The organism is Terrabacter terrigena (assembly GCF_042676085.1).
In the GTDB taxonomy this organism is placed as follows: domain Bacteria; phylum Actinomycetota; class Actinomycetes; order Actinomycetales; family Dermatophilaceae; genus Terrabacter; species Terrabacter terrigena.
Genome location: NZ_JBHTKH010000004.1, coordinates 125,332 through 150,319, shown reverse-complemented (window position 1 = coordinate 150,319; position 24,988 = coordinate 125,332). Strand labels below are relative to the sequence as shown.

Below are 24,988 nucleotides of genomic sequence, written 5' to 3'. Positions count from 1 at the left end.
CTCCTGACACGGCGGCCGGTTGGTGCAGCCGCACACGGTGAGGAGGCGGCGCAGGTGCGGGTCAGGCGCCTCTTCACGCACCCCTCGACCGGCGCCCTCGTCGCCATGGCCAGCAGTCGTCGCCACGGTGCGAGTCACGACGCCGACCGGTCACACGCACCTCTCCGTCGCGCCACCCGTGCTGCCCGGCGCCGAAGAGGCCGGTCCACCACGTCCACCGCGCGACGGCGCTCTGCGAGCTCGGGTCGTCATCGGACGCAACGGCGTGCGCTTCGGGGTCCACGAGCGCGACGACGTGGAGGTCGAGCTCGCCCCTGCCGGCTGATCAGAAGGTCTGGCCGGTGAGCCGCTCGTACGCCTCGACGTACTTCGCCCGCGTCTGCTCGACGATGCGGGCGGGCAGCTCCGGCGGGGCCTCGCCGCTCTTGCGGTCCCAACCCGACTCGGCCGAGGTGAGCCAGTCACGGACGAACTGCTTGTCGTACGACGGCTGCGGGTGCCCGGGCTCCCACAGGTCGGCCGGCCAGAACCGCGACGAGTCGGGCGTGAGCACCTCGTCGGCGAGCACGAGGCCACCCGAGCCGTCGGGTGAGACGCCGAACTCGACCTTCGTGTCGGCAATGAGAATCCCTCGGGCAGAGGCGATCTCGTTGCCTCTCGCGAGGATGGCCCGGGTCAGACGCGACACCTCGGCGGCCACCTCCGCGCCCACCTCGGCCTCGACCTCGGCGGGCGTCATCGGCAGGTCGTGCTCGCCCACCGGCGCCTTCGTCGTGGGGGTGAACACCGGCTCGGGCAGCTTCGAGCCGTCGACGAGCCCCTCGGGCAGCTCGACGCCCGAGACCGAGCCCTTCTCGCGGTACTCCTCCAGGCCGCCCCCGGTGAGGTACGCGCGGGCGATCGCCTCGACCTTGAGCATGTCGAGCTTGCGCACGAGCACCCCGCGCCCCGCCACGGCCTCGGGCACGTCGGTGGAGACCACGTGGTTCGGCACGAGGTCGGCGAGCTGGTCGAACCACCACAGCGAGAGCCTTGTCAGCACGGCGCCCTTGTCGGGGATCTCGGGAGCCATCATCCAGTCGTACGCCGAGAGCCGGTTCGAGGCGACGAGCAGCAGCTGGTCGGGCACGACCTCACCGGCGTCGTCGAGCGGTGCGTAGAGGTCACGCACCTTCCCGGAGTAGACGTGCGTGTAGCCGGCCAGCTCGAGCGCGCTCATCGGACGCCTCCCACGGTGATCTCGCCGCGTTCGGCGCGCAGCGCGATGTCGGTGCGGTGGTGCGAGCCGTCGAGCTCGATGACGCCCACCGCGTCGTATGCCGCCTTCCGCGCCTTCGCGAGGGACGCGCCCACGGCGACGACGTCCAGCACGCGACCCCCCGACGACACGAGGTTTCCGCTCCCGTCCAGACGGGTGCCTGCGTGGAGCACGACGACACCGGGCACCTCGGCCGCGGCGTCGAGGCCCGTGATCGGGTCGCCCGTGCGGGGCGAGTCGGGGTAGCCGGCCGACGCCACCACGACGACGACGGCGTGGTCGCCGGACCAGCGCAGTCGGCCGAAGCCGCCGAGACCACCGGTGGCGGCGGCGAACAGCAGCTGGGCGAACGGCGTCTCGAGCCGCGCGAGCGATGCCTGGCCGTCGGGGTCGCCGAAGCGCGCGTTGAACTCGATGACCTTCGGGCCGCGGGACGTCAGCGCGAGGCCCACGTAGAGCGCCCCGACGAACGGTGTGCCCCGGCGCCGCATCTCGTCGACGGTCGGCTGGGCCACCCGGGCGACGACGTCGTCGACAAGGCCCTCGGGTGCCCACTCCAGCGGGGAGTAGGCGCCCATGCCGCCGGTGTTGGGGCCGGCGTCGTCGTCCCCGACGCGCTTGAAGTCCTGGGCGGGCTGGAGCGCCACGACGGTGTCGCCGTCGCTGACGCAGAAGACCGAGACCTCGGGCCCGTCGAGGAACTCCTCGACGACCAGGCGGCCGTCGGGCTTCGCGAGGCAGGCCCGGGCGTGCTCGAGCGCCATGTCGCGCGAGTCGGTGACGACGACGCCCTTACCGGCCGCGAGCCCGTCGTCCTTGACGACGTGCGGCGCCCCGAGCGCGTCGAGCGCGGCCTCGACCTCTTCCATCGTCGTGCACACGTGGGCGAGCGCGGTCGGCACGTCAGCCGCCGCCATGACCTCCTTGGCGAAGGACTTGCTGCCCTCGAGGCGGGCGGCCTCGGCGGACGGGCCGAAGACGGCGAAGCCGGCCTCACGGCATACGTCGGCGACCCCTGCGACGAGCGGCGCCTCGGGGCCCACGACGACGAGGTCTACCTCGTGCTCGCGCGCGAGCGCTGCGACTGCTGCGCCGTCGAGGATGTCGACGGGCACGCAGAGTGCGGTCGCGTCGATGCCCGGGTTGCCGGGCGCGGCGATCACCGCGTCGACCTCGGGATCGGCCGCGACGGCCTTGACGAGTGCGTGTTCACGGGCGCCGGAACCGAGGACGAGGACCTTCACGGCGCCCAGCCTAGGGGCCGTCCAGCCGGGCCAGCAGCCCTGCCCGGACGTTGGGCCACTCGTCGACGAGGATCGAGTGGACGGCCGAGTCGCGCCACGACCCGTCAGCCCGGCGCACGTCGCGGCGGGTGATCCCCTCGAAGGTCGCGCCGAGCTTGAGGATCGCGGCACGCGACCGCGCGTTGACGACGTCGGTCTGGATCTTGACCCGACCGAAGCCACAGGTGTCGAACGCGTGCTCGAGCAGGAGCAGCTTGCTCTCGGGGTTGACCTGCGTGCCCCACCAGCGCGAGCCGTACATCGTCCAGCCGAGGTGCACGTGCTCGCGGTCCGTGTCGACGTCGCCGAGCGAGCTCGTGCCCACGACCGTGCCCGCGGGGCCGAGGTCGCCGTCGGCGACGAGCCTGATCGTGTATGCCGTCCGGCCGGCCTTGCGCGAGGCGACCTGGGACGCCACGACGGCCTCCGTGTCGGCCAGGCTCTCGTGCACCCGCGACATCGCGTATCCCTGTTCGTAGCACCGCGGGTCGCCGAAGACGGCGAAGAGTGCCTCGGCATCGGCGGGCGTCATCACGTCGAGGCGCACGAAGCGGCCGACGAGCGGCGCGCCGGTCGGCGGTACGCAGGCCTGAACGGGCATGCGATGACAGTAGACTTGATGGTTCCCGCGCCGCCGAGGCGGTCCCTCAGAGCCCTTGGATGTCAGTGAGCACTTCGAACGCATCGTCACAGCGGAGCAGCGCGCCCGGATCGCGGGACGTCTCGCAGGTGTCGACCAAGAGCATCCCCGACGAGCTCGCGCGCGAGATCGCCGTCGAGCAGGCGCACGTCGACCGCGTGCACGAGGAGCTCGAGAAGGCCGGCGTGCGCGCCGACGTGGTCCAGGCCGAGGGCCTGGCCCGGAGCCAGTTCGGCCGGCAGGTCGAGATCGGCGACGCGGAGGGCGCCGGGCTCTTCGAGCGCGACGCCCTGATGTTCCACGCGGCCAAGCGACGGTCGGCCCTCGACACCCAGTACGAAGGCCTCGTCTTCGGCCGGCTCGACATCGACCACGCCATGCTGCGCGCCGCCACGCCGACCGACGCGGCAGGCAACGGACATCCGCGCGAGCGCTCAGGGGCCTCGAGCGGCCCGAGTGGCTCGGGCGGCTCGGGCGAGGACCGCGAGATCCGCTACATCGGACGCCTCGGCGTGCGTGACGACGACTACGAGCCCCTCGTCATCGACTGGCGGGCACCCGCGGCGTCCCCGTTCTACCGCGCCACCCCGACCCAGCCGATGGGCGTGCTGCGCCGTCGTGTCCTGCGCAGCCGCGGCACCACGGTCATCGGCATCGAGGACGACCTGATGGTGCCCGAGGCGCCCGACGACCTCGTCGTGGTCGGCGACGGCGCGCTGATGGCCGCGCTGACCCGCAGCCGTGGCGAACGCATGCGCGACATCGTCGCGACGATCCAGGCCCACCAGGACGAGGCGATCCGCGCGAGCGCCCGCGGCATCACCGAGATCACGGGCGGCCCCGGCACCGGCAAGACGGTCGTCGCCCTGCACCGCGCGGCCTACCTGCTCTACTCCGACCGACGGCGCTTCGAGTCCGGCGGCATCCTCGTCGTCGGCCCCTCCGGTGCCTACACGGCCTACATCGAGCGGGTGCTCCCGTCGCTCGGTGAGGAGAGCGTCGTCCTGCGCGCCCTCGGCGACGTGCTCGACGTCGTGGACACCGAGCGCCTCGACCCGCCCGCCGTCGCCCGCGTCAAGGGCTCGACGCGCATCCGCAGCCTGCTCGCGGCCGCGGCACGCGGACGCGTGCCCGACTCGCCCACCGAGCTGCGCGTCATGGTGGCGGGCCGGCCGGTGCGCCTCGAGGCGCGTGACCTCGACCGCGTGCGGTCTCAGGTGCTGCGCCAGCACCAGCGCAACACCGCCACGGCGGCTGCCCAGGCAGCGCTCGGCGAGGCGGCGTGGGCGTCGCTCGGCATCACCGGCGACCGTGACGCCAAAGCGGAGTTCATCGACAAGTGGGAGGACCACCTCGACGTCGAGTCGTTCATGGAGGCCTGGTGGCCCCAGGTCGACCCGCGCGAGGTGCTGCTGTGGCTGGGCGACCCCGCGCTGGTGCGTCGACACGCCCGCGGCAGCCTGCGCGACGACGAGGTCGAGGCCCTGGCCGCCTCGTTCCGCCACGCCCTCGAGGTCGGGTCGTGGTCGGTCGCCGACGTCGCGCTCGTCGACGACCTCGCCGCCCGCCTCGGTCAGGTCCAGGACGCCCCCAAGGAGGAGCGCGGCTTCTACGAGATCGAGGAGCTCGACGACCTCAGCCAGTACGGCGTCACCGAGGTCCAGCCCGTCCGCAGCGCTGCTCGCGACGAGGGCGCACCGGTGGTTCGCACCGAGCCGCGCGAGCGCCTGCTCGCCGGCCGCATCGGCCGCCCGGAGGAGTACGCCCACGTGCTCGTCGACGAGGCGCAGGACCTCTCGCCGATGCAGTGGCGGATGATCGGCCGCCGGGGACGGTACGCGTCGTGGACCGTCGTCGGCGATGCCGCCCAGGCCTCGTGGCCCGACGCTGCCGAGGCAGCAGCGGCGCGCGAGGAGGCGTTCGGCACCCAGGGACGACAGCTCTTCCACATGGACACCAACTACCGCAACGCGCGCGAGATCTTCGACTACGCCGCCGACGTCGTGCGCCGCGAGGTGCCCGACGCCGACATCCCGCAGGCGGTGCGCGAGACCGGCCTCCAGCCGCTCGAGGCGCCTCTCGGGCCCGACCCGCTGGCTGCCACCCGGGCCGCGGTCGACGCGCTGCTCGGGCAGGTCGAGGGCCCGATCGCCGTCATCACTCCGGCTCGGCACGCCGCCGCGCTGGCGCCCGTGGCCGATCCCGACGGGCGGGTGCAGGTGGTCGACCCGATGTCGACCAAGGGCCTCGAGTACGACGCGACGGTCGTCGTCGACCCCGAAGAGATCACCCGTGAGTCGCCCGGCGGCATACGCGTCCTCTACGTCGCCCTCACCCGTGCGGCGCACCGGATGACCGTGCTCTTCTGACCTTCTCCTGACGCGCTGCCCGCCTCCCGCCGGCTCGCCCTCGATGCACGGGAGACACCCTTACGGCCACATCGGCATTAGGTAAAGAGTTGTTCAAGGATTCGACGAACCGTCGACTGCACCCCGGCCGAGGGGGATGATTGCCTCAACGCCAAGGCGTGCGAACCTACCCTCCCCGCCGTCTCCTCCCCCCTGAGACCCTTGGCGCACGGCGAAGTCCCGCCCCCCAAAAGTGGACGACGCACCGGGCGAGGGGCGAGATGCAACCCCCCTGCATCTCGCCCCTCGCCCGCACCATGTCCGGCGTCCTGCCGGGGCCCCCGATCGGCCCTGCGCGTCCGGCACCGCGTCCTCACGACGGCGCGCACACGCCCCCCGCTGACCGGACCCTGCTTCGCGTTCGCCGGACCGCCACTTCTCCTGCGCCCCGGGCCCGTCGCTGGGAATTCTCTGGGAGATGGCCAGCCGTTCGCCCAAATCTCCTTCAAGCGACGGCAAACATTGCTCCATCCGACTGGCGTCCGACCGGGTCACCGACGACTGTTGCGGCAGGTCATCCGACCACCCTCGGGGGTACCTCGGTAGCCAGGAGAACGCCTTGAAGAAGAGCTTCATCACGACGACGCTCGCCACAGCAGCGATCGCCGCCACAGCCCTCGCGACCGTCGCCACGAGCGGCGCGCAGGCCGCCGGCCAGTCCGCCGGCAACGCCGGCCTCGATCGGGCCGTCGCGGCCGCGCGGGCCCACGGCAGCGCCTTCGGTCTCGACAACGACCAGGCGCTGCAGAGCAAGAGCTTCGCGACCGACCCTGACGGCACCAGCCACGCCCGGTTCAACCGTACGTTCAAGGGCCTGCCCGTCGTGGGCGGCGACCTCGTCGTGCACACCGACAAGGCCGGCGGCTGGAAGGGCGCCGACGCGGCCTCTCACGCCGTGCGCGTCGCGTCGACGACGCCGACCGTCGCGGCGGCCTCCGCAGCCCAGACGGCCGCCCGCACCGCGGGCTTCACGGTGCGCACGTCGACCCCGACGCTCGCCGTCTACGCCCTGAACGGCCCGGCCCGCCTCGTGTGGAAGACCCAGGTCGACGGCGTCGGCGCGCACCGCGAGCCCGCCGGCAAGGTGGTTTTCGTCGACGCCCGCTCCGGCCACGTCGTCGACGGCTGGGCGACGGAGATCAACGACGCGGGCACCGGCAACAGTCTCTACCTCGGCACCGTGACGGTCCAGACCACGGCGTCCGGCGGACAGTGGCAGATGGTCGACGCCACGCGCGGCGGAGCCCGCACCGAGGACGGGAACAACGGCGCCACGACCTCGACGACCGGCACCCTCTTCAGCGACGCCGACAACGTCTGGGGCACAGGCTCCAACAGCAACCGCCAGACGGCCGCCGTCGACGCCGACTTCGGCGTGGGGGCGACGTGGGACTTCTACAAGAACACCTTCGGTCGCAACGGGATCAAGAACGACGGCAAGGGCGCCCGCAGCCTCGTCCACGTCGGCAACAACTGGGTCAACGCGTCGTGGAGCGACACCTGCTTCTGCATGCGCTACGGCGACGGCGACGGCGTCAGCTACGGGCCGCTCGTGTCGCTCGACGTGGCCGGGCACGAGATGACGCACGGCGTCACCTCCGCGACGGCAGGCCTCACCTACGCCCGCGAGTCGGGCGGTCTGAACGAGTCGACGTCCGACGTCATGGGCACGATGGTCGAGTTCACGGCGAACACGACGGGCGACCCGGGCGACTACCTCATCGGTGAGCGCTTCGCCCTCGGCGGTGCCAAGCCGCTGCGCTACATGGACCAGCCGAGCAAGGACGGCGCATCGGCAGACTGCTGGAGCAAGCGGGTCGGCACGCTCGACGTCCACTACTCCTCCGGCGTCGGCAACCACGCCTTCTACCTGCTGTCGGAGGGCAGTGGCACCAAGACGATCAACGGCGTCGCCTACAACAGCCCGACGTGCAACGGCTCCACCGTCACGGGCATCGGCCACGACGCGGCTGCCGCCATCTGGTACCGCGCCCTGACGACGTACTGGACCTCGTCCACCAACTACGCGGGCGCCCGGGCCGGGATGCTCTCGGCCGCCAGTGACCTCTACGGTGCCGGCAGCGCCCAGTACGCCGCGACCGCCGCCACCTGGAGCGCCGTCGGCGTCAGCTGACCCGTTCACCCACAGCACGCGACAGGAGGAGCAGCTCGTCCCGCCGGGGACGAGCTGCTCCTCCTTCGTGGTCCTGGTCCGTCAGGGGTGGGCGAGCCTGAGGTGCGCCGGAGCCAGGCTGCGTCGCACGGAGGTCTCCGCCAGCCGCACGACCTCCTCGTCGGTGAGCGCCCAGGCAGCCGCGCAGCGTGCGAGCTCCTCGACCGGGCCGTGACCCAGGAAGCCCGGGATGTCGGTGCTGAGGGTGACGTCGAGGCCCGCCCTCAGCAAGGCCGGCAGAGGATGGCTCGCGAGGTCGGCCACGATGCCGAGCGCCACGTTCGACGACGGCGCCATGTCGAGGCAGACGCCGCGGTGGCGCAGCTCCTCGACGAGCGTCGGGTCCGTCTCGGCGCCGACCGCGTGGCACAGCCGCAGGGGGTCGAGCGCGAGCGCAGCCCGGACACCAGCTGCCCCGGTGCCCTCGCCGCAGTGGGGCACGACGGCAAGCCCCGCGGCGGCTGCGCGACGCAGCGGTGCCACGAACGGCGCGGGCGGGAAGGCGGCCTCGGCACCGGCAAGACCCACGGCGACGACGCCACGGCCCGGCCCGCCCATCGCAGGGCGAGATCGACGGTCGCCTCGGCCTCGGCCAGGGGCAGCCCCCGGTTGACCCCGAGGACCACTCCCGCCCGGCCGTCGGCCCCGTCGAGGAACGCCTCGACGATCCCGTCGGGCGGACCGAGCCGACCGGCATACGTCGACGGGGCAAGGTGGACCTCGCTCCACACGACACCGTCGGCCGCCTGCCGCTCGACGAGCTCGTGAGCCAGCCGGCACACGTCGTCGGTCGTCGCCACGAGGTCACGCGCACGCTCGCACGCGACGACGAAGCTCGCCTGGTCGGGGAACGGACCGCTCGGCGGAACGGGGAGGCCGGCGCGCTCGGCGAGCTCGCGCGCGGTGCCGGCCGCGATCGCCGACTCGAGGTGCAGGTGCAGCTCGGCCTTCGGCAGGGCGCGCAGCTCGTCGGGCGTCACACGTCGTGCCCGACGTAGACGCTCTTGGACCAGGTGTAGAAGTCGACGGCTCGGGCGCCCTGCTCGCGGAACGTGTTCGACGACGAGTCACGGATGCCTCCGAAGGGCACGTTGAGGTCGAGCCCGGTCGTCGGCCGGTTCACCTTGACGACGCCGACACGAGCGCGCGCCGCGAAGTCGTGCGCGGTGCCGAGGTCGCGGGTGCAGACCCCGGCCGTGAGCCCGTAGCTGGAATCGTTGACGCGGGCCAGGCCGACCTCGTAGTCGGCGACGTCGACGACGGCGACCACGGGCCCGAAGACCTCGTCGCGGGCGAGCGGGCTGTCGTGCGACACATCGGAGAACACGACGGGCTGCAGCAGGAGTCCGTCGGGGTCGGCGATCGACCCGCCGTCGTGGCCGGCGGCGACCGCACCCTCGATGGCGGCGAGGTCCTTGTCCAGCTGGGCCTGCGAGACCACGGGCCCCATCGTCGTGCCGTCGTCGAGTCCGTCGCCGGCACGGGCGGCAGCGGCGTGCGAACGCAGGCGCTCGACGAACGCGTCGCGGATGCCGGGCGTGACGTAGACCCTCGACGTCGCCGTGCACGCCTGTCCGGTGAGCCCGAACGCGCCGGCAGCAACCGTCGCTGCGGCGTGGTCGACGTCGGCGTCATCGAGGACGAGGTACGCGTTCTTGCCGCCCATCTCGAGCTGCACCCGCGCACGGCGTGCGCTGACCACGTCGTGCAGGTGGCGCCCGACGGCGGTGGAACCCGTGAAGGACAGCGCGGCGACGTCGGAGTGGGCGGCGAGCGCCTCGCCGGCGACCGCCCCCTCGCCGTGGACGACGTTCAGCACGCCGGCCGGCAGGCCCGCGTCGTGCAGGGCGGTCGCCAGGTGGTCGACGGACAACGGCGTGAGCTCGGCCGGCTTGATGACGACGGCGTTGCCCGAGACGAGCGCGGGCGCCATCTTCCAGGCCGGGATGGCGATGGGGAAGTTCCACGGCGTGATGAGCCCGACGACGCCGAGCGGCTCGGACCGCGTGTGCACGCTCGTGTGGGGGACGACGCTCGGCAGGGTCTCGCCTGTGGAACGCCACCCGGCCGCGCCGAAGAAGCGCAGCACGTCGATGGCGCGCCGCACCTCACCCATCGCCTCGGCGCGCGTCTTGCCCTCCTCACGTACGAGGTCGGCCGCGATCTGCGGCTGGCGCTGTCGCAGCAGGTCGGCCGCGTCGAGCAGCACTGCGCCCCGCGCGACGGGAGTGAGGGCGGCCCAGCCCGGCTGGGCCTTCTCGGCGGCCCCGACCGCGGCGTCGACGTCGGCGGCGCTCGAGGCCGGTGACACGGCGACCACCTCTGCAGGGCGAGCCGGGTTGCGGCGCTCGATGGTCGGCGCGCCGGTGCGGGCGCCGTCGACGATGTTGTGCACGTGCATGGTCATCGGGGTCTCCTCGAGACGGATCGGGGTCGGTGGTCAGAGGTTGGCGAGCAGGCCGCCGTCGCAGCGGACGAGCGCGCCGGTGAGGTAGGAGGCCCGCGCGCTGCACAGGAAGGCACCGGTGGCACCGAACTCCTCGGGTTCGCCGTAGCGGCCGAGCGGGATCGTGGCCCGCGAGGCGGCCTCCACCTCGTCGACGGGCCGCCCCTGTCGGGTGGCTGCGGCGGCGTCGAGCGCCGCGACGCGGTCGGTCGCGATGCGACCCGGTAGCAGCATATTGACGGTCACGCCGTCGGCAGCGACCTCGCCGGCCAGGGTCTTGAGGTAGGCCGCGAGCGCGGCACGCCCGACGTTGGAGGCGCTGAGGTCGGGAAGCGGGGCCTCGACGCCGCTCGAGCCGATGGCGAGGATGCGGCCCCAGCGGCGCGCCCGCATGGCCGGCAGGGCCTGCTGGACGAGGTCGACGTGCGGCACGAGCAGGGTCTCGGCGGCGGCTCGCACCGCTGCTCCGTCGAGGTCCGCAGCGCGGCTGGGTGGCGGACCGGGACCGTTGAGGACGAGCACCTCCGGGTCGCCGAAGGCCTCCCTCGTGGCCGCGAGAACGGTGGCGGCGGCACCGGGCGCGGTGAGGTCGACGCCGACACCGACTGCCGAGGGCAACCGGGCGGCCAGAGCCTGCGCCCGCGCTGCGTCACGCCCGGTGACGACGACGTGAGCGCCCTCTGCCGCGAGTGCCGTGGCGACCGCGGCACCGAGGCCACCCGTCGACGCGAGAACGAGGGCCACGCGTCCGTCGAGTCCGAGATCCATCAGGCGACCCCGGCCGTGACCCGCGTCGGGACCCGGGTCGACGCCTCGGTCGCGTCGAGGTGCCCGGCGAGCAGCGGCCGCAGCGAGTCCGGCAGCAGTCGTGCCGGGGGGCGCACCCCGGACTCGGCGATGAGGCCGCGACGACGCAGGCACTCCTTGCGCACCGCGAGGGCGACGCCGGCCTGCTGCTCGAAGGTGATGAGCGGCAGGTAGGGCAGCAGCTCGGCACGGGCCCGTTCCGGGGCAGCGGCGTCCCAGGCCTCGACGGTCGCCACGAGACCCTCCGGGTAGGAGAAGCCGGTCATCGCTCCCGCCGCGCCGCAGGCCAGCTCGTCGAGCAGGTTGATGCCCCCGAGCCCGCCGAAGACGGGCACGTCACAGCGGGCCGTGAGCTCGGCCACGGCCACCGGGGTCGGCGGCGCCTCCGCCTTGACGGCCGTGACGTGCGGCGACCGCGCGACGAGATCGCCGAGCACCGCCGACGAGACGTTGACCCCGCTCACGACCGGGTAGTCCTGCACGACGATGTCGGCGCCGGATGCCTGGTGAACGGCGACCAGGTGCGTGTCGAGCGTGGCGGCGTCGGCGCTGTTGGCCTGCACCATGACCCCGGCGAGGCGCTCGCCGACGAGCTCGACGGCCATCCGCGCCTCGTCGATGACGGGAGCGGTCGCGAGCGACGTGCAGCCGACGACGAGCGGGAGGTCGGTCGTCTCGAGCACGGTCTCGAGCACGAGCCGTCGCTCGGCCCACGAGAGGCGCGCAGCCTCGCCGAAGACCCCGAGGACCGTGAGGCCGGCGACCCCGGCCTGCTCGGCGTGCTCGACGAGCTGGGCCACCCCGTTGTCGTCGACGTCGAGGGTCGAGCCGGCGAAGGGCGTGGCGAGCACGCCCCAGACGCCGGGACGCATGTGCCGGTTCACCGGTCGCTCCAGACGGGAGCGCGCTTCTCGCGGAAGGCCTCGACGCCCTCGGTGGCGTTGGGGCTCGTCAGGCACTCCATCAGCGCGGGCAGGCGCTGGGCCCGCGCGTCGCGGTCGGTGAGGTGGTCGGTGCGGTTGACGATCTGCTTGATGGCGCGCAACGAGGTCGGCGCGCACGCGAGCACATCGGCGAGCCAGCGGTCAACCGCAGCGTCCAGCTCGTCGGGCGCCGCGACCTCGTTGACGAGACCGAGGTCGCGCATCTCCTCGGCCCGGACGCGGCGACCCGTCAGCAGGATCGACATGGCCCGGGTGTGCGGGATGCGGCGGACGAGCTTGACGATGCCGCCGTCGAGGGGCAGGCGCCCGACGCGCGGCTCGGTGAGCCCGAACTGTGCGGTGCTGGAGGCGACGACGATGTCGGCACCGAGCACGATCTCCATGCCGCCGCCGAACGCGTACCCGTTGACGCGGGCGATCACGGGAACGTCGAGCGTGCGGCGCAGGCTCAGGCCGGCGAAGCCGTTGGGGTCGAGGTCGGCCCAGTAGTCGATGCCGTTCTTGCCGGTGCCGCCGAGGGACATGTCGGCGCCGGTGCAGAAGGCGCGCTCGCCGGCGCCGGTGACGACGACGGCGTGGACGCCGGGGTCGCGCTCGATCTCGTCCCAGATCTCGTTGCACCGCCGGTTCGTCGCGTCGTCGACCGCGTTGAGCACGTGCTGGCGGTCGATCGTCACGTACGCGACGCGGCCCCTGCGCTCGAAGCGCACCTCGTCGACGCGCTCGGGCGCCGGGGCACTCATCGGATCACCCCGTCGGCGAGCAGCGCAGCGACGCGCTCCTCGTCGTAGCCGAGCTCGCGCAGCACCTCCGCGTTGTGCTCGCCCAGCATGGGTGCAGGGCGCCTGGCAGCGTTGGGTGTCGCCGAGAGGCGGATCGGAGCGTTGAGCACGCGCATCGTGCCGCCGTGCGGGTGCTCCATGTCGACGACCATGCCGTTGGCCGCGGTCTGCTCGTCGGCGAGGGCCTCGACGAGGCTGCGCACCGGGGCGCAGAGGATGTCGACGGCCTCGAGCCGCTCGACCCAGTGGGCGGTGGTGTCGGTGGCGAAGCGCTCGCGGAAGAGCGCCTGCAGCTCGGGACGTCGCTCGAACTGCCCCTCGAGGGTGTCGAACCCGGGCTTGGTCGACCAGTCCTCGTCGAGCTCGAGGGCCTTGCTGATGTCGCGGAGCGGGTTCTCCTTGAACGCGCCGACCATGCAGACGGCGCCGTCGGTCGTGGGGAAGACGCCCGAGAGCGGCATCGCGGCCCAGTTGACCTCGTGCCCGCGGTTGAGCTGCGTGGCCGCCTCCTGCATCTGCATGTGCAGCATCGAGTCGTACATGTTGACCTGGACCTTCTGGCCCTCGCCGGTGCGGTCGCGCGCGATGAGGGCGAGCAGGATGCCCTGGCACAGGTGCATGCCGGTCGTGTAGTCGGCGAGCGTCGTCGGGTAGACGCTGAGCGGCACGGTGTCGTCGGACCGGCGCCACATGACACCCGAGTACGCCTGGGCGATGACGTCCTGGCCGCCCTTGTGGGCGTAGGGCCCGGTCTCGCCGAAACCGGTGCCGGACGCCCAGACGATGGTCGGGTTGACCTCCTTGAGCGCGTCGTAGCCGAAGCCCATGCGCTCCATGACCCCGGAGCGGAAGTTGCTGACCACCACGTCGGAGCGCCGCACGAGGTCGAGCACGACCTCACGGCCCGTCTCGGTCCGCGTGTCGATGGTGACCGACCGCTTGTTGCGGTTGATCGAGATGAAGATCGGGTTCTCCTGCCCCGCCGGGTCGGGCAGCGAGTTGCGCGAGAGGTCGCCCCAGACCGGGCGCTCGACCTTGATCACCTCCGCCCCGTAGTCGGCGAGCATCTGCGTGCACGACGGACCCATGTAGACCTGGGTGAAGTCGAGGACGGTGACGCCCTCGAGGGCACGCGGGGCTCCCGCTGCGGTGGTCTCTGCGGTGGTCTCTGCGGTGCTCTCTGCGGTGCTCTCTGCGGATGTCGTCATCGCTGGCTCTCCTGGTCGGACGGGATGGTCGCGTCGATGGTCGCGTTGGGCGCCGGCCGGTCGCCCGGGTCGGCTCCCTGGTCGCGCATGCGCAGCTGGATCTCGTCCACCGGCACGTCGCGCACCGGGAGGGCCTTCTCGACGGCGAGTGCCGCCGCGATTCCTGCTGCCTGGCCCTGGGCCATGCACGGCGGGATCTCGCGGGACATCCGCTGGGCCTCCGGCGTTGCCGAGTAGTGTCGCCCCGCGACGATGAGCTGGTCCACACCTCGGGGAAGCAGCGACCGGTACGGCGTGTAGTAGTCGCGACCGCGGGCCACCGAGTCGGCGAAGTGCCGGCGGCTCACGACGTCGTCCTTCGTCACGACGTACTCCCCCTGGAGCAGGCGGGTCTGGCGCACCCCCATCTGCTGGGCGACGTCGAGGATGTACGCGTTCTCGAAGCCGGGCAGGTCGGCGCGGATCGCTGGCAGCGCGGCCGCGATGCGGTCTCGGGCCGCGAACTCCGCGCTGGTCAGCGACTCGGGGTCGGCGCCGTCGAAGCCGGTCATGTGCGGCGTGTTGCACCACACGATGCCGGGCAGCGGTGTCTTGAGCCACCACAGCTCCCACGCGCCGCCGAGCAGGCGCTTGATGCGGCGGTTGGCAGCCCGGGCCTCCCGCGGGTGCTCCTGCTCGAAGCGCTCCGCCTTGGCGGTGTCGACCCCGCCGAGGCGGAAGACCAGGGTGACGAGGTAGGAGTCGTGGGCGTACGGCGCGCCGGCACGAGAGGCCACGTCGATGTCGCCGGTCGTGTCGATGACGACGTCGCCCATGATGGCCTGCGGTCCCTGCTTCGTCTCGACGACGACACCCTTGAGGGCACCGTCGTCGACGACGGGCCGCGAGAACCAGCTGTGCATGCGCAGGTGCACGCCGGACTCGCGGACGAGGTCGATCGACGTCGACTTCCAGGCGTCGGGGTCGAAGGCGACGGCGTAGCAGATCGGCTTCGGGTTGCTGTGCGAGTGGAAGTTGAAGGTGCCCCAGCGCCCCCACTTGTTCCACAGCTCCTGCGACGCGGCGCGCTCCTCCACGGGCGGGTAGACGGCGAGCCTGTTGCGCGCCATCCGCTCGACGTACTCGTCGACGATGCCGGTCACGGTGACCTCGTCGCCGTTGACCATGTCGTCGAGGACGAGCACCATTCCGCCGGAGGCGAGTCCGCCGAGAGCCGAGTAGCGCTCGACGAGCGTCACGTCGACGCCGCTGCGGGCTGCCGACACCGCGGCGCTGACACCGGCGGGACCTCCCCCGACGACGACGACGTCACTGCGGCGCACGACCGGGGCGGTCACCTCGTCCGAGGTGATGCTGAGGGGCTGGACCTGGTGGGGCTGCTGGGCGTTCATGATGGGGGAGCTCACTCTCCGGCGAAGATGCCGCTGCGGCGACGGGCGGCGATGTAGACGACGACGCTGATGACCGACAGAGCGGCCGTGTAGGCGGGGAAGACCCACTGCACGTGGTTGCTCTGCAGCCACACGAGCAGGTAGGACGCGGTGCCGCCGAAGAGGGCGACCGCGACGCCGTAGCCGACGCCGGTGCCGGTGGCCCGGCAGAACTTCGGCATCAGCGAGGCCGACACGACGTTGTAGAGCGTCATGTTGGCCACGAGGACGATGCCGCCGCCGAGCACGACGAGCGCGAACCTGCCCATGCCGGGACCCGTGTAGAGCAGCATGAGGAAGACGGCGGGCACGGCCGCGAGGCGCGTGACGACGAAGGCGCGCGAGAGGGTGACCCGGTCGGCGACGCGGCCGGTGACGATGGAGCCGACGAGCAGGATGACGCCGAGCAGGGTCGTGATGCCGAAGACGGCGGTGGGGTTCTCCTTGAACGTGGTGCGCGCGAGGCTCGGCAGGCCGACGTTCCACGCGTAGTTGAACGCCTGGGCGCTGCCGACGACGAAGACGATGGCGAGCAGGCCGAGCCAGTGCTTGCGCACGCCCTTCCACGTGCCGCCGGCGGTCTCGCTGCGCTCCTGCTCGTGCAGGGTCTCGGGGAGTGCCCGTCGCAGGTAGAGCACGAAGAAGCTGAGGGCGGCACCGAAGAGCAGCGGCACCCGCCAGCCCCAGGTCTCCATGGCGTCACCACCGATGACGTAGCTGGTGGCGAAGCTGACGAGGGAGGCGAGCAGGATGCCGAAGTTGACGAAGAAGCTGATGTAGCCCGCAGCCCGGCCTTCGTGGCCCTGGGGCATGACCTCGATGGCGAAGGCCGTCGAGAGCGGTGCCTCCACGCCGGTCGACAGCCCCTGGAGCAGGCGGCAGACGAGCAGCAGGACGCCTGCCCAGACGCCGATCGACTCGTAGTTGGGCAGCAGGCCGATGACGAGCGTCGTCACGGCCATGGTGCCGACCGACCAGAGCATGACGCTGCGCCGGCCGATGCGGTCGGCCACGGTGCCGAAGAGAGCTCCGCCGAGGGGACGCACGAAGAAGCCGACGGCGAAGACCGCCAAGGCGTCGAGCGTCGCCGAGACCGGGTCGGTCTTGGCGAAGAACTGCGGACCGATGAACGTGGCCAGCAGGCCGAAGATCATCCAGTCGTACCACTCGAGGGTGTTGCCGAGGCCGAGGCCGAGCATGGCCCGACGGGTGGACGGCGCCTGGGCGCCTGACTCCGCCGTCGCGGGGACGGTGGTCGCTTTCGGGGTAGCGGTCATGACGAACTCTCCGGTTCGGAACGGGAGGGCCCTGTTTCAGGGCGCACTCGACACAGCCCGGGACGCGGCGCGTCCGGGGACCTTCGTGGGATGGAGGCGGTCGGAGGTGAGGAGGGTTGATGCGGCCGGGGCTACCAGGTGGGCGGTGTGCTCACCCAGACGGCGGTGCAGTCCTCGGTTTCCGACGGGTTGACGTACCAGTGCGGGGTGGTGGAGCTGTAGCGGATGGAGTCGCCGGCATGGAGCCGGTGACGCACCCCGTCGAGGAAGACGTCCTTGGTTCCGGACAGCACGATGCCGAACTCCTCGCCGTTGTGGGTGTACGGCGTGGCGCTGGTGTCGTAACCGGGTGGCGTGACCACCCAGTTGGCCTCGAGGGCACCGTTGAGGTCGGGCGTCAGCAGCTCGTAGACGCCGCCGTCCTCGGTGGCCAGTCCGTGGCTGTCGAGTCGGCGCCGCTTGTCCTTGCGGACCACGACCTGCTCCGTCTCGACCGGCTGGAGCAGCTGGCCCACGGGTAGCTGCAACCCGTGTGCAAGCTGGACCAGGGTGGCGAACGAGGGGTTGCCGTGACCGCGCTCGATCTGGCTGATGAGCCCGGCACTCACCCCCGCGCTCTGGGCGAGCTTCTCGGTGGTCAGCGACCGTTCCTTGCGAAGGGAACGCACCCGGGCACCGAAGTCGGCCAGCATGGCCTCCATCGGCACACCATTGGTGTTCGCAACGTCGCTGCTCACGGAAAACTCCTTCGTTCTACGTGCCCCCAAGCATACGAATCGTCTTCACTATGTCAATGGTTTCTTTAGCAGAATGAAGAAGATGCTCTGCGGGCGGCGCGGTCAGTGGCCGATGAGGGTGCGCACGCGGTCGGTGCCCACGGCCAGCAGGAGCGTGGGCAGGCGCGGGCCGGTGTCCCGGCCGACGAGCAGCCGGTAGAGGAGCACGAAGAACGCGCGCTGCGCCGCCGAGAGCTCGGGATCCTTGACCTTGGCCTCGGGGTCGATGCCGCGCTGGATCTTCGGCACCCCGTAGGTCAGGTGGGTCAGGCCGTCGAGCGACCAGTGGTCGTCGAGGCCGTCGGCGAGCAGGCGAAGCGACTCGCGCTGCTGCTCGTCGAGGCTGGCGAGCAGGTCCGCGTCAGGCGTCTCGCGCACGACCGTGCGGTCCTCGGCGGGGACGTAGCCGAGCATCCACCGCTCGGCGCAGTCGAGGCGCGGGCGCAGGTCGTCGATGGAGCCGACCGGGTTGTCGGGGTCGAGGTCCGACAGGATGCGCACCGCCTGCTCCTCGTCGCCCTGCGTCACGTCGAGGACCGAGGCGATGGTGCGGAACGGCATCGGGCGCGGCGTGGCGGGAAGCTGAGCCGACGCGGTCGAGGTCGCCCGCAGGTGTGCGGCGACGTCGCCGGCCTGGGCCGAACCGTCGGCGACCTTGCGGTTCAAGGCATCCCACTCGTCGTAGAGACGCTGCAGCTCCGGGCCGAACGCGACGTCGAAGCTCTGGTTGGGCCGGCGGCGCGCGTAGATCCAGCGCAGCACCGGCGCCTCCATGACCTCGAGCGCGTCGTTGGGGATCGGTACCCCGCCCTTGCTCGAGCTCATCTTCGCCATTCCGGCGATGCCGACGAACGCGTACATCGGGCCGACCGGGCGCTCCCAGCCGAAGATCGGCGCGAGGTCCTTGCCGACGACGAAGCTGGAGCCCGGGCTCTGGTGGTCGACGCCGGACGGCTCGAACACGACGTGCTCGTGGCCCCAGCGCATCGGCCAGTCCACCTTCCACACGAGCTTGCCGTTGGTGAACGTGTCGAGGTCGACGGTCTCGGTGTGACCGCACTTCGTGCACTCGTAGGTGAGCGCGTGCGTGTCGTCGTCGTAGGCGGTGACGGTCGTGAAGTCGGTGCCGCACGACGAGCAGAACGGCTTGTACGGGTAGTAGCCGGCCCTGCCCTCGCTGCCGTCGTCCTCGGTCGCGGCCCCCGAGCCGCGCTCGGCCTCGGTCGCGGCCGCGGCCTGCTCGTCGGTGAGCTTCGGCTCCTTGCCAGCGCCGCCCTTGCCGCCCTTGCTCTTGCCGCTCGCCTTCTGGCGCGCCGCCTCGACGGCCTCGAGCGTGCGGTACTGGTCGAGCACCTTGTCGATGGCGAGACGCTCACGCATCGCGAGCAGCACCTGGTCGCGGTAGACGCCGGCGCGGTACTGCTCGGTCTGGCTGATCTGGCGCACCTCGATCCCTGTCGCGGCCATGGCCTCGAGCAGCGGCGCCTTGAAGTGGTCTGCCCAGCTGGCGTGCGGCGAGCCGGCGGGCGGGGGCACCGCCGTGAGCGGCATACCGATGTACTGCTCCCACGAGTCGTCCACTCCCGCAAGGTTCTTCGGCACGCGGCGGAAGCGGTCGAAGTCGTCCCAGCTGAGGATGTGCTCGCAGGCGATGCCCCGGCGCTTGATCTCGTCGGCCACGAGGTGCGGCGTGATGAGCTCGCGGAAGTTGCCGAGGTGGATCGGGCCCGACGGGCTGATGCCCGACGCGCAGACGATGGTCTCGCCGGGGTTGCGCTCCTGCGCCTCGGCGACGACCTCGTCGGCCAGGCGCGTGACCCAGTCGAGCGGGGCGACCGTTTCAGTCATGGGTTTCCTTCAGTTCCAAGCGATTGCGTATGCCGTGCGCCTCGTCGGGCGCGTGCGCTCAGGACGCGACGGCGGGCTTGAGCGGGAAGCGCTCGATGATCTCGTCGCGGCCGGGACCCACACCGATGGCCGACACGCGCGCACCGATGAGCTCTTCGACGCGCATCACGTAGGCCTGCGCGTTGGCGGGCAGCTCGTCGAACGAGCGGCAGTGGGTGATGTCCTCCCACCAGCCGTCGAGCTCCTCGTAGACGGGCGTCGCGTGGTGGAAGTCGGTCTGGTTGACCGGCATCTCGTCGTGGCGCACGCCGTCGACGTCGTAGGCGACGCAGATGGGCACCTTGGGCAGGCCGGTGAGCACGTCGAGCTTGGTGATGACGAAGTCGGTGACGCCGTTGATGCGGGTCGCGTAGCGGCCGACGACGGTGTCCATCCAGCCGCAGCGGCGCGGGCGACCGGTGGTCGTGCCGTACTCGGCACCCGTCTTGCGCAGGAACTCGCCGTTGTCGTCGTGGAGCTCGGTGGGGAAGGGGCCCTCGCCGACGCGCGTCGTGTAGGCCTTGAGGATCGCGATGACCGAGTCGATGCGGGTCGGGGGCACCCCCGAGCCCGTGCAGGCGCCGGCGGCGACGGCGTTGCTGGAGGTCACGTAGGGGTAGGTGCCGTGGTCGACGTCGAGCAGGGTCGCCTGCCCGGCCTCGAAGAGCACAGTGTCGCCCCGGTCGAGCGCCTGGCTCAGCACGAGGCTCGTGTCGGCGACCATGGGGGCGAGGCGGGCGGCATACGACAGGAGCTCGGTCACGACCTCGTCGACCGCGGCCGCGCGGGTGTTGTAGATCTTCGCGAGGACCTGGTTCTTGACCTCAAGGGCTGCCTCGACCTTCTGGCGCAGGATCTTCTCGTCGTAGAGGTCCTGGATGCGGATGCCGATGCGGTTCATCTTGTCGGCGTAGGTGGGGCCGATGCCGCGGCCGGTCGTGCCGATGCGGCGCTTGCCGAGGAACCGCTCGGTCACCTTGTCGATGGTGCGGTTGTAGCTCGGGATGACGTGCGCGTTGGCGCTGACGAGCAGCTTGCTCGTGTCGACGCCTCGACCGTCGAGCCCGTCGAGCTCCTCGAACAGCACGGACAGGTCGATGACGACGCCGTTGCCGATGACCGGCACGCAGTTCGGGCTGAGGATGCCGGAGGGCAGCAGGTGCAGCGCGTACTTCTCGCGCTTGCCGTCCTTCTCGATGACGACGGTGTGGCCGGCGTTGTTGCCGCCGTTGAACTTGACGACGTAGTCGACGCTGCTGCCGAGCAGGTCGGTCGCCTTGCCCTTGCCTTCGTCGCCCCACTGGGCTCCGACGAGCACGATTGCGGGCATCAGTCCGCCTTCCGGTTGTGGTCCTGGCCAACCGCAAGGTTATCGGTTCGAGACCACTGCCCCGGACGGCGTCCGCCCGCCGCAGGGCAGCCAGCAGCGCCGGTCGCGCTCGGCAGCGCTCGAGAGCTGCGGTGCCGCTGAGCCGGACCGGCGTCGCTGAGCCCGAGCACGCGTTGCGTCAGTGCGCGGCGAGCCAGGCCTCGAGGTACTCGGCGACGCCGTCCTCGCGGTGGTGCCCGGTGACGACCGTGGCGGCGTCGAGCGCCGGGTCGACGGCGTTGGCGACAGCGACCGCGGTGCCCGCGACCGCGAAGGCGGAGACGTCGTTGTGGTTGTCGCCGAAGAAGACGGTGTCGGCGAGGTCGACCCCGAGCTCGGCGGCGAGGGAGCGCAGCCCCTCGCCCTTCGAGCACGCGGAGCTCGCGAGCTCGAGGTAGGTCGCCTTCGACCGGTAGGCGACGACGCCAGGGCGCTCGGCCAGGGCCGCCTCCAGCTGGTCGACGAGCACTGGGTCACCCATCGCCATGACCTTGTGCGGCGGCCGGGCGTCGACCGTGCCCGAGGCGAGGTACTCGTGGGCCGAGACGTCGCTCGGGTCGACGACGGTGATCGTCGCCTCGCGCTCGGTCCACTCGTCGGGACCCCAGGCGTACCAGTCGTCACCCGCGAAGAAGCTCGCGTGGAGCCCGAGACGCTCGCACACGGCATACGCGGCCCGGGCGTCGTGGGGCGGGATGGCCACGTCGGTGACCACGGAGCGGTCGGCACGCAGCACGAGCCCACCGTTGTACGCGATCAGCGGGGTGGGCTCCACACCGCAGAGCCGCTCGAGGCCCTCGAGGGATGCCGGCATGCGCGAGGAGCACAGGACGAACGCGTGGCCGGCCTCCCGCACCGCCCGGATGGCGGCGACGGTGCGGGAGGACAGCGTGCGACGGTGGTCGAGCAGCGTTCCGTCGACGTCGGAGCAGAAGAGCGTCATGCGTTCACGGGGAGAGAGACCCGGTCAGAGACCGAGCTCGCGCGCCGCCTCGGCCGAGCTGTCGCGCAGGAACTGCGTGCAACGTGCCTCCTCGTCGCTCTCGCCGATGGCGCGCGCCGCCCGGGCCAGGGCCCCGAGCGCCCGGAGGAACCCGCGGTTCGGCTCGTGCGACCACGGCACGGGGCCCTGACCGCGCCAGCCCGACTTGCGCAGCGCGTCGAGGGCCCGGTGGTAGCCGGTGCGGGCGTATGCGTAGGCCTCGACGTCGCGGTCACCGTCGGCGAGCGCGTCCTCGGCGAGGACCGCCCACGCGAGCGAGCTCGCGGGCTGCGCCGCGGCGACCTGCACCGGGTCGACCCCCGCCTCGAGCATCTCGGCGGCCGGGTCGGGGGCGAGCCGCGTCTCGGGGATGCCGAGGAGGTTGGGCTGCAGGTTGTCGCTCACTGGTGCGTGCCGGCCGAACGCAGCGCGGTGCAGGCCTCGACGATGCGCACCGCCATGGCCTCCTCGGCCGCCTTGCCCCAGGCGCGCGGGTCGTACTGCTTCTTGTTGCCGACCTCGCCGTCGACCTTGAGCACGCCGGCGTAGCCGGAGATCATCCAGTCGGCGATCCTGCGAGTGAAGGCGTACTGGGTGTCGGTGTCGACGTTCATCTTGATGACGCCGTGGTCGACGGCCGCCGAGATCTCCTCGGGCAGCGAACCGGAGCCGCCGTGGAAGACGAGGTCGAACGGGCGCGCGTCCTCGGAGAGGCCGAGCTCCTTGGCGGCGGCCTTCTGCGCCTCGAGGAGCACCTCGGGGCGCAGCTTGACGTTGCCCGGCTTGTAGACGCCGTGGACGTTGCCGAAGGTGAGGGCCGTCAGGTAGCGACCGTTCTCGCCGGCGCCGAGGGCCTTGACCGTGGCGATGGCGTCCTCGGGCGTCGAGTAGAGCTTGTCGTTGATCTCGTAGGCGACACCGTCCTCCTCGCCGCCGACGACGCCGACCTCGATCTCGAGGACGACGTTCGCGACCTTGGCGAGGTCGAGCAGCTCACGCGCGATCGAGAGGTTCTCGTCGAGCGGGACGGCCGAGCCGTCCCACATGTGCGACTGGAACCACGGGGTGCCACCGGCCTTGACCCGCTCGGTCGACGCCGCGAGGAGCGGGCGCACGAAGCCGTCGAGCTTGTCCTTGGGGCAGTGGTCGGTGTGCAGCGCGATGTTGACGGGGTAGTTCTTCGCGACCTCGTGGGCGTACGCCGCGAAGGCGAGCGAGCCGCTCACCATGTTCTTGATGCTCGGGCCGGAGAGGTACTCGGCACCGCCCGTCGAGACCTGGATGATGCCGTCGGAGCCCGCGTCGGCGAAGCCCTTGAGCGCGGCGTTCAGCGTCTGCGAGCTCGAGACGTTGATGGCGGGGTACGCGAAGGAGCCGGCCTTCGCGCGGTCGAGCATGTCGGCATAGACCTCGGGGGTGGCGATGGGCATTGCGTCTCCTGCTGGGTTGGGCGTACGGGAGCTGAGCGGTTTCGATCCAGCCGAAATCCTGCCACGTATGCCGTCACGTGCCCACGGGTGCCCACCCATCGGTGAGCGCTCGCTCAGAGGAGCCGTCCGACGAGCACCACGAGGGCCTGACGCTGCTCCCCCGCCTTCCATCCGCTCCCGTCGAGGCTGGCCCACACGACGTGGCTGCCACGGCGCAGCAGGACCACCTCGGCCGACCCGGCGCCGTACTCCGAAGGCACTGTCCCGACGAGGGCCGCGACACCGGCCACGGTGCTCGACGTCGCCTTCGCACAGGCCTCGAACGCGACGCGGAGGTAGCCGGTGAGCCCTGCCGGGTCGCCTGCGGCGAGGTCGACGAGGCTGAAGGTCACGACCTTCGTGCCGGCCGAGCTCTCGGGCGGCGCCTGGTTGCCCGCCTGCTTCGGCATCGTGAGGAGGTAACCCTGGACGACGCGGCGCGCCCGGCTCGCCGGGACGAGCTCGTCGGGGAGCAGCCCGGTCCACGGCACGAGGCCGTCGCAGCGCGGCTCGGACGGCAGCTCGCCGGGACACCGTGCCCGGTCGGCGGCGTCGGCACCCGGCACGACCTCCTCCGGGTCGGACGAGGCGCTCGTCTCGGCCCCCGGGAAGACGGCGTCGAGGGGCACCTGGCCCTTGCCGGTGAGGGGACGCGTCGTGGTGCACCGCGGCGCCGCCTCGACTGGTGTCATCCGCGGGTCGGCCGACGCCGAGGAGGGGCGGCTGCCCGCGGCGGCCGACGCCGTGGCACCTCCCGCCACCGGTGCGAGGCCCTCCGAGGTGCACGCACCGAGAGTCGGCGCAGCCAGGGCCACGGCGGCCAGGACGGCGCACGGCCGGCAGGCCCGGGCTGTCCGCGCTGTCCGAGCGCGCCGCGCTGTCCGAGCGCGCCGCGCTGTCCGAGCTGTCCGACCTGCCCGCGCCACCACCGTCACCCGCGTCCCCGCGTCACCTCAGGAGTCTGGCACGGTGTCAGGCTGCGGGGTCGAAGACGTAGGGCGTCGTCGTCGCGACGCGGTGCAGCCCGAGCCGCCGCAGGATGGGCTCGCTGTCGGGTGAGGCGTCGACCCGCACGAACTCCTTGCCCCGGTCGAGCCCCAGCCTCGCCCGGTGGAGCAGGGTGGCGCGGTAGAGGCCGCGCCCGCGCCACTCCGGCAGGGTGGAGCCACCCCAGAGCCCCGTGAAGCCGCTCGCGTCGTACTCGCCCCGCGCCGCGCACAGCACCGGCCCCTCGCGCGACTCCTCGACGACGACGACGTCCATCGAACCGGGCCTCGCCACCCAGTCGGGGTAGAGGGACTCGGTGACCCAGGCGTGCTGCCCGCCCCACACCGTCTCGGACATGGTGCGCATCCTCACGAAGTCGTCGAAGCCGTCGGCGGCCCGCACGACGACGCCGTCGGGCAGGTCGATGGTCTGGGCGGCGAGCGGCGCGGCCTCGCCGAGGACGAGCGCCTCGTCGTCCTCGCGCACGAAACCTGCGGCGACGAGGAGCTCACCGAGGTCCGCGGGCTCGTCGTAGTCGTAGGTCTTCCACTCGACGCGCTGTCCGCGCTCGGCGAAGAAGTCACGCACCCGGGCGATGACGGCGTCGGGGTCGTCGCCCAGACCGTCGGGACTCTCGACCATCGCGAAGTGGCCTGCCGGGTCGAGGTCGTACTGCCTGCGCACGAGCCCGTCGAGCTCGACCGGCCGCTCGGCAGAGCCCACCGGGATCGGGCCGCGGGTCTGGTCGTGGAAGACCCGCAGCAGGTCGTCGGGCGTGAGGTCGACGTCGGCATCAGGACTGTCCGGCCGATCGCTCTGGAACGAAGAGGGGTTCACACGACCACCCAAGCATGGTCGAATC

Annotated in this window: 22 protein-coding genes and 1 pseudogene; 3 read left to right on the top strand and 20 right to left on the bottom strand. The window is 71.9% G+C overall.

Going from position 1 to position 24,988, the window contains the following annotated elements:
- Positions 1 to 127: 127 nt before the first annotated feature.
- The gene (locus ACFQ2V_RS08220) at positions 128 to 325 is read left to right on the top strand and encodes a hypothetical protein (RefSeq protein ID WP_386052185.1); all 198 of its coding nucleotides are present in this window, start codon (positions 128 to 130) and stop codon (positions 323 to 325) included.
- Here the strand turns inward: ACFQ2V_RS08220 and ACFQ2V_RS08215 are convergent, their stop codons facing one another.
- From ACFQ2V_RS08215 to ACFQ2V_RS08205, 3 genes are read right to left on the bottom strand one after another with little or no spacing between them, the layout of a single operon-like run.
- Entirely contained in the window at positions 326 to 1,219 is an 894-nt protein-coding gene (locus ACFQ2V_RS08215; protein ID WP_386052184.1) for a phosphoribosylaminoimidazolesuccinocarboxamide synthase, read from the bottom strand.
- Positions 1,216 to 2,502: a phosphoribosylamine--glycine ligase gene (gene purD / locus ACFQ2V_RS08210; protein WP_386052183.1), complete on the bottom strand. Its 1,287-nt coding sequence runs from the start codon at positions 2,500 to 2,502 to the stop codon at positions 1,216 to 1,218. The genes ACFQ2V_RS08215 and purD overlap by 4 nt, the downstream gene beginning before the upstream one ends.
- A gap of 10 nt (positions 2,503 to 2,512) precedes the next feature.
- Positions 2,513 to 3,142, bottom strand: a complete 630-nt coding sequence (locus ACFQ2V_RS08205) for a GNAT family N-acetyltransferase (RefSeq protein WP_386052182.1) — start codon at positions 3,140 to 3,142, stop codon at positions 2,513 to 2,515.
- Between the two features lie 128 nt (positions 3,143 to 3,270).
- Here ACFQ2V_RS08205 and ACFQ2V_RS08200 point away from each other — a divergent pair, with 128 nt between their 5' ends.
- Together ACFQ2V_RS08200 and ACFQ2V_RS08195 are read left to right on the top strand one after the other, a co-directional pair.
- Positions 3,271 to 5,550 carry a HelD family protein gene (locus ACFQ2V_RS08200; protein ID WP_386052181.1) on the top strand — a complete coding sequence of 760 codons (2,280 nt, stop codon included), beginning with the start codon at positions 3,271 to 3,273 and terminating at the stop codon, positions 5,548 to 5,550.
- Positions 5,551 to 6,148: 598 nt separating this feature from the next.
- Positions 6,149 to 7,723 (top strand): M4 family metallopeptidase, encoded by a 1,575-nt coding sequence (locus tag ACFQ2V_RS08195; RefSeq protein WP_386052180.1) that lies wholly within the window; start codon positions 6,149 to 6,151, stop codon positions 7,721 to 7,723.
- Positions 7,724 to 7,804: 81 nt separating this feature from the next.
- Here ACFQ2V_RS08195 and ACFQ2V_RS08190 read toward each other — a convergent pair whose 3' ends face one another.
- The 17 genes and pseudogenes from ACFQ2V_RS08190 to ACFQ2V_RS08110 all read right to left on the bottom strand — a co-directional run bounded on the left by ACFQ2V_RS08190 (position 7,805) and on the right by ACFQ2V_RS08110 (position 24,963).
- Positions 7,805 to 8,320 (bottom strand): hypothetical protein, encoded by a 516-nt coding sequence (locus ACFQ2V_RS08190; RefSeq protein WP_386052179.1) that lies wholly within the window; start codon positions 8,318 to 8,320, stop codon positions 7,805 to 7,807.
- 140 nt (positions 8,321 to 8,460) lie between these two features.
- Positions 8,461 to 8,742 (bottom strand): annotated as a pseudogene (locus tag ACFQ2V_RS08185) (hypothetical protein); the annotation flags it as partial.
- Positions 8,739 to 10,169, bottom strand: coding sequence for an aldehyde dehydrogenase family protein (locus ACFQ2V_RS08180; protein WP_386052178.1), 1,431 nt, complete (start codon positions 10,167 to 10,169; stop codon positions 8,739 to 8,741). The pseudogene ACFQ2V_RS08185 and the gene ACFQ2V_RS08180, both read right to left, overlap by 4 nt.
- Before the next feature lie 33 nt (positions 10,170 to 10,202).
- The gene (locus ACFQ2V_RS08175) at positions 10,203 to 10,976 is read right to left on the bottom strand and encodes an SDR family oxidoreductase (protein WP_386052177.1); all 774 of its coding nucleotides are present in this window, start codon (positions 10,974 to 10,976) and stop codon (positions 10,203 to 10,205) included.
- Positions 10,976 to 11,899 carry a dihydrodipicolinate synthase family protein gene (locus tag ACFQ2V_RS08170; RefSeq protein WP_386052176.1) on the bottom strand — a complete coding sequence of 308 codons (924 nt, stop codon included), beginning with the start codon at positions 11,897 to 11,899 and terminating at the stop codon, positions 10,976 to 10,978. The genes ACFQ2V_RS08175 and ACFQ2V_RS08170 overlap by 1 nt, the downstream gene beginning before the upstream one ends.
- Entirely contained in the window at positions 11,896 to 12,702 is an 807-nt protein-coding gene (locus ACFQ2V_RS08165; protein ID WP_386052175.1) for an enoyl-CoA hydratase-related protein, read from the bottom strand. The genes ACFQ2V_RS08170 and ACFQ2V_RS08165 overlap by 4 nt, the downstream gene beginning before the upstream one ends.
- Positions 12,699 to 13,949 (bottom strand): CaiB/BaiF CoA transferase family protein, encoded by a 1,251-nt coding sequence (locus ACFQ2V_RS08160; protein ID WP_386052174.1) that lies wholly within the window; start codon positions 13,947 to 13,949, stop codon positions 12,699 to 12,701. Before ACFQ2V_RS08160 ends, ACFQ2V_RS08165 begins: the two co-directional genes overlap by 4 nt.
- On the bottom strand, positions 13,946 to 15,340 hold the full coding sequence (locus ACFQ2V_RS08155; protein ID WP_386052363.1) for an FAD-dependent oxidoreductase: 1,395 nt from the start codon (positions 15,338 to 15,340) through the stop codon (positions 13,946 to 13,948). Before ACFQ2V_RS08155 ends, ACFQ2V_RS08160 begins: the two co-directional genes overlap by 4 nt.
- 11 nt (positions 15,341 to 15,351) lie before the next feature.
- Positions 15,352 to 16,656 carry an MFS transporter gene (locus tag ACFQ2V_RS08150; RefSeq protein WP_386052173.1) on the bottom strand — a complete coding sequence of 435 codons (1,305 nt, stop codon included), beginning with the start codon at positions 16,654 to 16,656 and terminating at the stop codon, positions 15,352 to 15,354.
- Between the two features lie 131 nt (positions 16,657 to 16,787).
- A complete protein-coding gene (locus ACFQ2V_RS08145) occupies positions 16,788 to 17,393 on the bottom strand; it encodes a helix-turn-helix domain-containing protein (RefSeq protein ID WP_386052172.1) in 606 nt (201 codons plus the stop codon).
- A gap of 102 nt (positions 17,394 to 17,495) precedes the next feature.
- Positions 17,496 to 19,280 carry a lysine--tRNA ligase gene (gene lysS, locus ACFQ2V_RS08140; protein WP_386052171.1) on the bottom strand — a complete coding sequence of 595 codons (1,785 nt, stop codon included), beginning with the start codon at positions 19,278 to 19,280 and terminating at the stop codon, positions 17,496 to 17,498.
- 58 nt (positions 19,281 to 19,338) lie between these two features.
- Complete coding sequence (locus tag ACFQ2V_RS08135) at positions 19,339 to 20,649, bottom strand: adenylosuccinate synthase (RefSeq protein ID WP_386052170.1); 1,311 nt, start codon at positions 20,647 to 20,649, stop codon at positions 19,339 to 19,341.
- Positions 20,650 to 20,827: 178 nt separating this feature from the next.
- Positions 20,828 to 21,631 carry a Cof-type HAD-IIB family hydrolase gene (locus ACFQ2V_RS08130; protein WP_386052169.1) on the bottom strand — a complete coding sequence of 268 codons (804 nt, stop codon included), beginning with the start codon at positions 21,629 to 21,631 and terminating at the stop codon, positions 20,828 to 20,830.
- A gap of 24 nt (positions 21,632 to 21,655) precedes the next feature.
- A complete protein-coding gene (locus tag ACFQ2V_RS08125) occupies positions 21,656 to 22,063 on the bottom strand; it encodes a DUF3151 domain-containing protein (RefSeq protein WP_386052362.1) in 408 nt (135 codons plus the stop codon).
- An 8-nt stretch (positions 22,064 to 22,071) separates the two neighbouring features.
- Positions 22,072 to 23,100 carry a class II fructose-bisphosphate aldolase gene (gene fbaA / locus ACFQ2V_RS08120; protein WP_386052168.1) on the bottom strand — a complete coding sequence of 343 codons (1,029 nt, stop codon included), beginning with the start codon at positions 23,098 to 23,100 and terminating at the stop codon, positions 22,072 to 22,074.
- A 113-nt stretch (positions 23,101 to 23,213) separates the two neighbouring features.
- Positions 23,214 to 23,831, bottom strand: a complete 618-nt coding sequence (locus tag ACFQ2V_RS08115) for a hypothetical protein (RefSeq protein WP_386052167.1) — start codon at positions 23,829 to 23,831, stop codon at positions 23,214 to 23,216.
- A 280-nt stretch (positions 23,832 to 24,111) separates the two neighbouring features.
- The gene (locus ACFQ2V_RS08110) at positions 24,112 to 24,963 is read right to left on the bottom strand and encodes a GNAT family N-acetyltransferase (protein ID WP_386052166.1); all 852 of its coding nucleotides are present in this window, start codon (positions 24,961 to 24,963) and stop codon (positions 24,112 to 24,114) included.
- Between the last annotated feature and the right edge of the window lie 25 nt (positions 24,964 to 24,988).

Bases quoted from the DNA above. Each gene is read 5' to 3' on its own strand.
- ACFQ2V_RS08150 (WP_386052173.1), bottom strand. From the start codon at position 16,656: ATGACCGCTACCCCGAAAGCGACCACCGTCCCCGCGACGGCGGAGTCA.
- fbaA (WP_386052168.1), bottom strand. From the start codon at position 23,100: ATGCCCATCGCCACCCCCGAGGTCTATGCCGACATGCTCGACCGCGCG.
- ACFQ2V_RS08175 (WP_386052177.1), bottom strand. From the start codon at position 10,976: ATGGATCTCGGACTCGACGGACGCGTGGCCCTCGTTCTCGCGTCGACG.
- ACFQ2V_RS08180 (WP_386052178.1), bottom strand. From the start codon at position 10,169: ATGACCATGCACGTGCACAACATCGTCGACGGCGCCCGCACCGGCGCG.
- ACFQ2V_RS08130 (WP_386052169.1), bottom strand. From the start codon at position 21,631: ATGACGCTCTTCTGCTCCGACGTCGACGGAACGCTGCTCGACCACCGT.
- ACFQ2V_RS08165 (WP_386052175.1), bottom strand. From the start codon at position 12,702: ATGAGTGCCCCGGCGCCCGAGCGCGTCGACGAGGTGCGCTTCGAGCGC.
- ACFQ2V_RS08115 (WP_386052167.1), bottom strand. From the start codon at position 23,831: ATGACACCAGTCGAGGCGGCGCCGCGGTGCACCACGACGCGTCCCCTC.
- ACFQ2V_RS08160 (WP_386052174.1), bottom strand. From the start codon at position 13,949: ATGACGACATCCGCAGAGAGCACCGCAGAGAGCACCGCAGAGACCACC.
- ACFQ2V_RS08135 (WP_386052170.1), bottom strand. From the start codon at position 20,649: ATGCCCGCAATCGTGCTCGTCGGAGCCCAGTGGGGCGACGAAGGCAAG.
- ACFQ2V_RS08215 (WP_386052184.1), bottom strand. From the start codon at position 1,219: ATGAGCGCGCTCGAGCTGGCCGGCTACACGCACGTCTACTCCGGGAAG.
- ACFQ2V_RS08190 (WP_386052179.1), bottom strand. From the start codon at position 8,320: ATGGGCGGGCCGGGCCGTGGCGTCGTCGCCGTGGGTCTTGCCGGTGCC.
- lysS (WP_386052171.1), bottom strand. From the start codon at position 19,280: ATGACTGAAACGGTCGCCCCGCTCGACTGGGTCACGCGCCTGGCCGAC.
- ACFQ2V_RS08205 (WP_386052182.1), bottom strand. From the start codon at position 3,142: ATGCCCGTTCAGGCCTGCGTACCGCCGACCGGCGCGCCGCTCGTCGGC.
- ACFQ2V_RS08155 (WP_386052363.1), bottom strand. From the start codon at position 15,340: ATGAACGCCCAGCAGCCCCACCAGGTCCAGCCCCTCAGCATCACCTCG.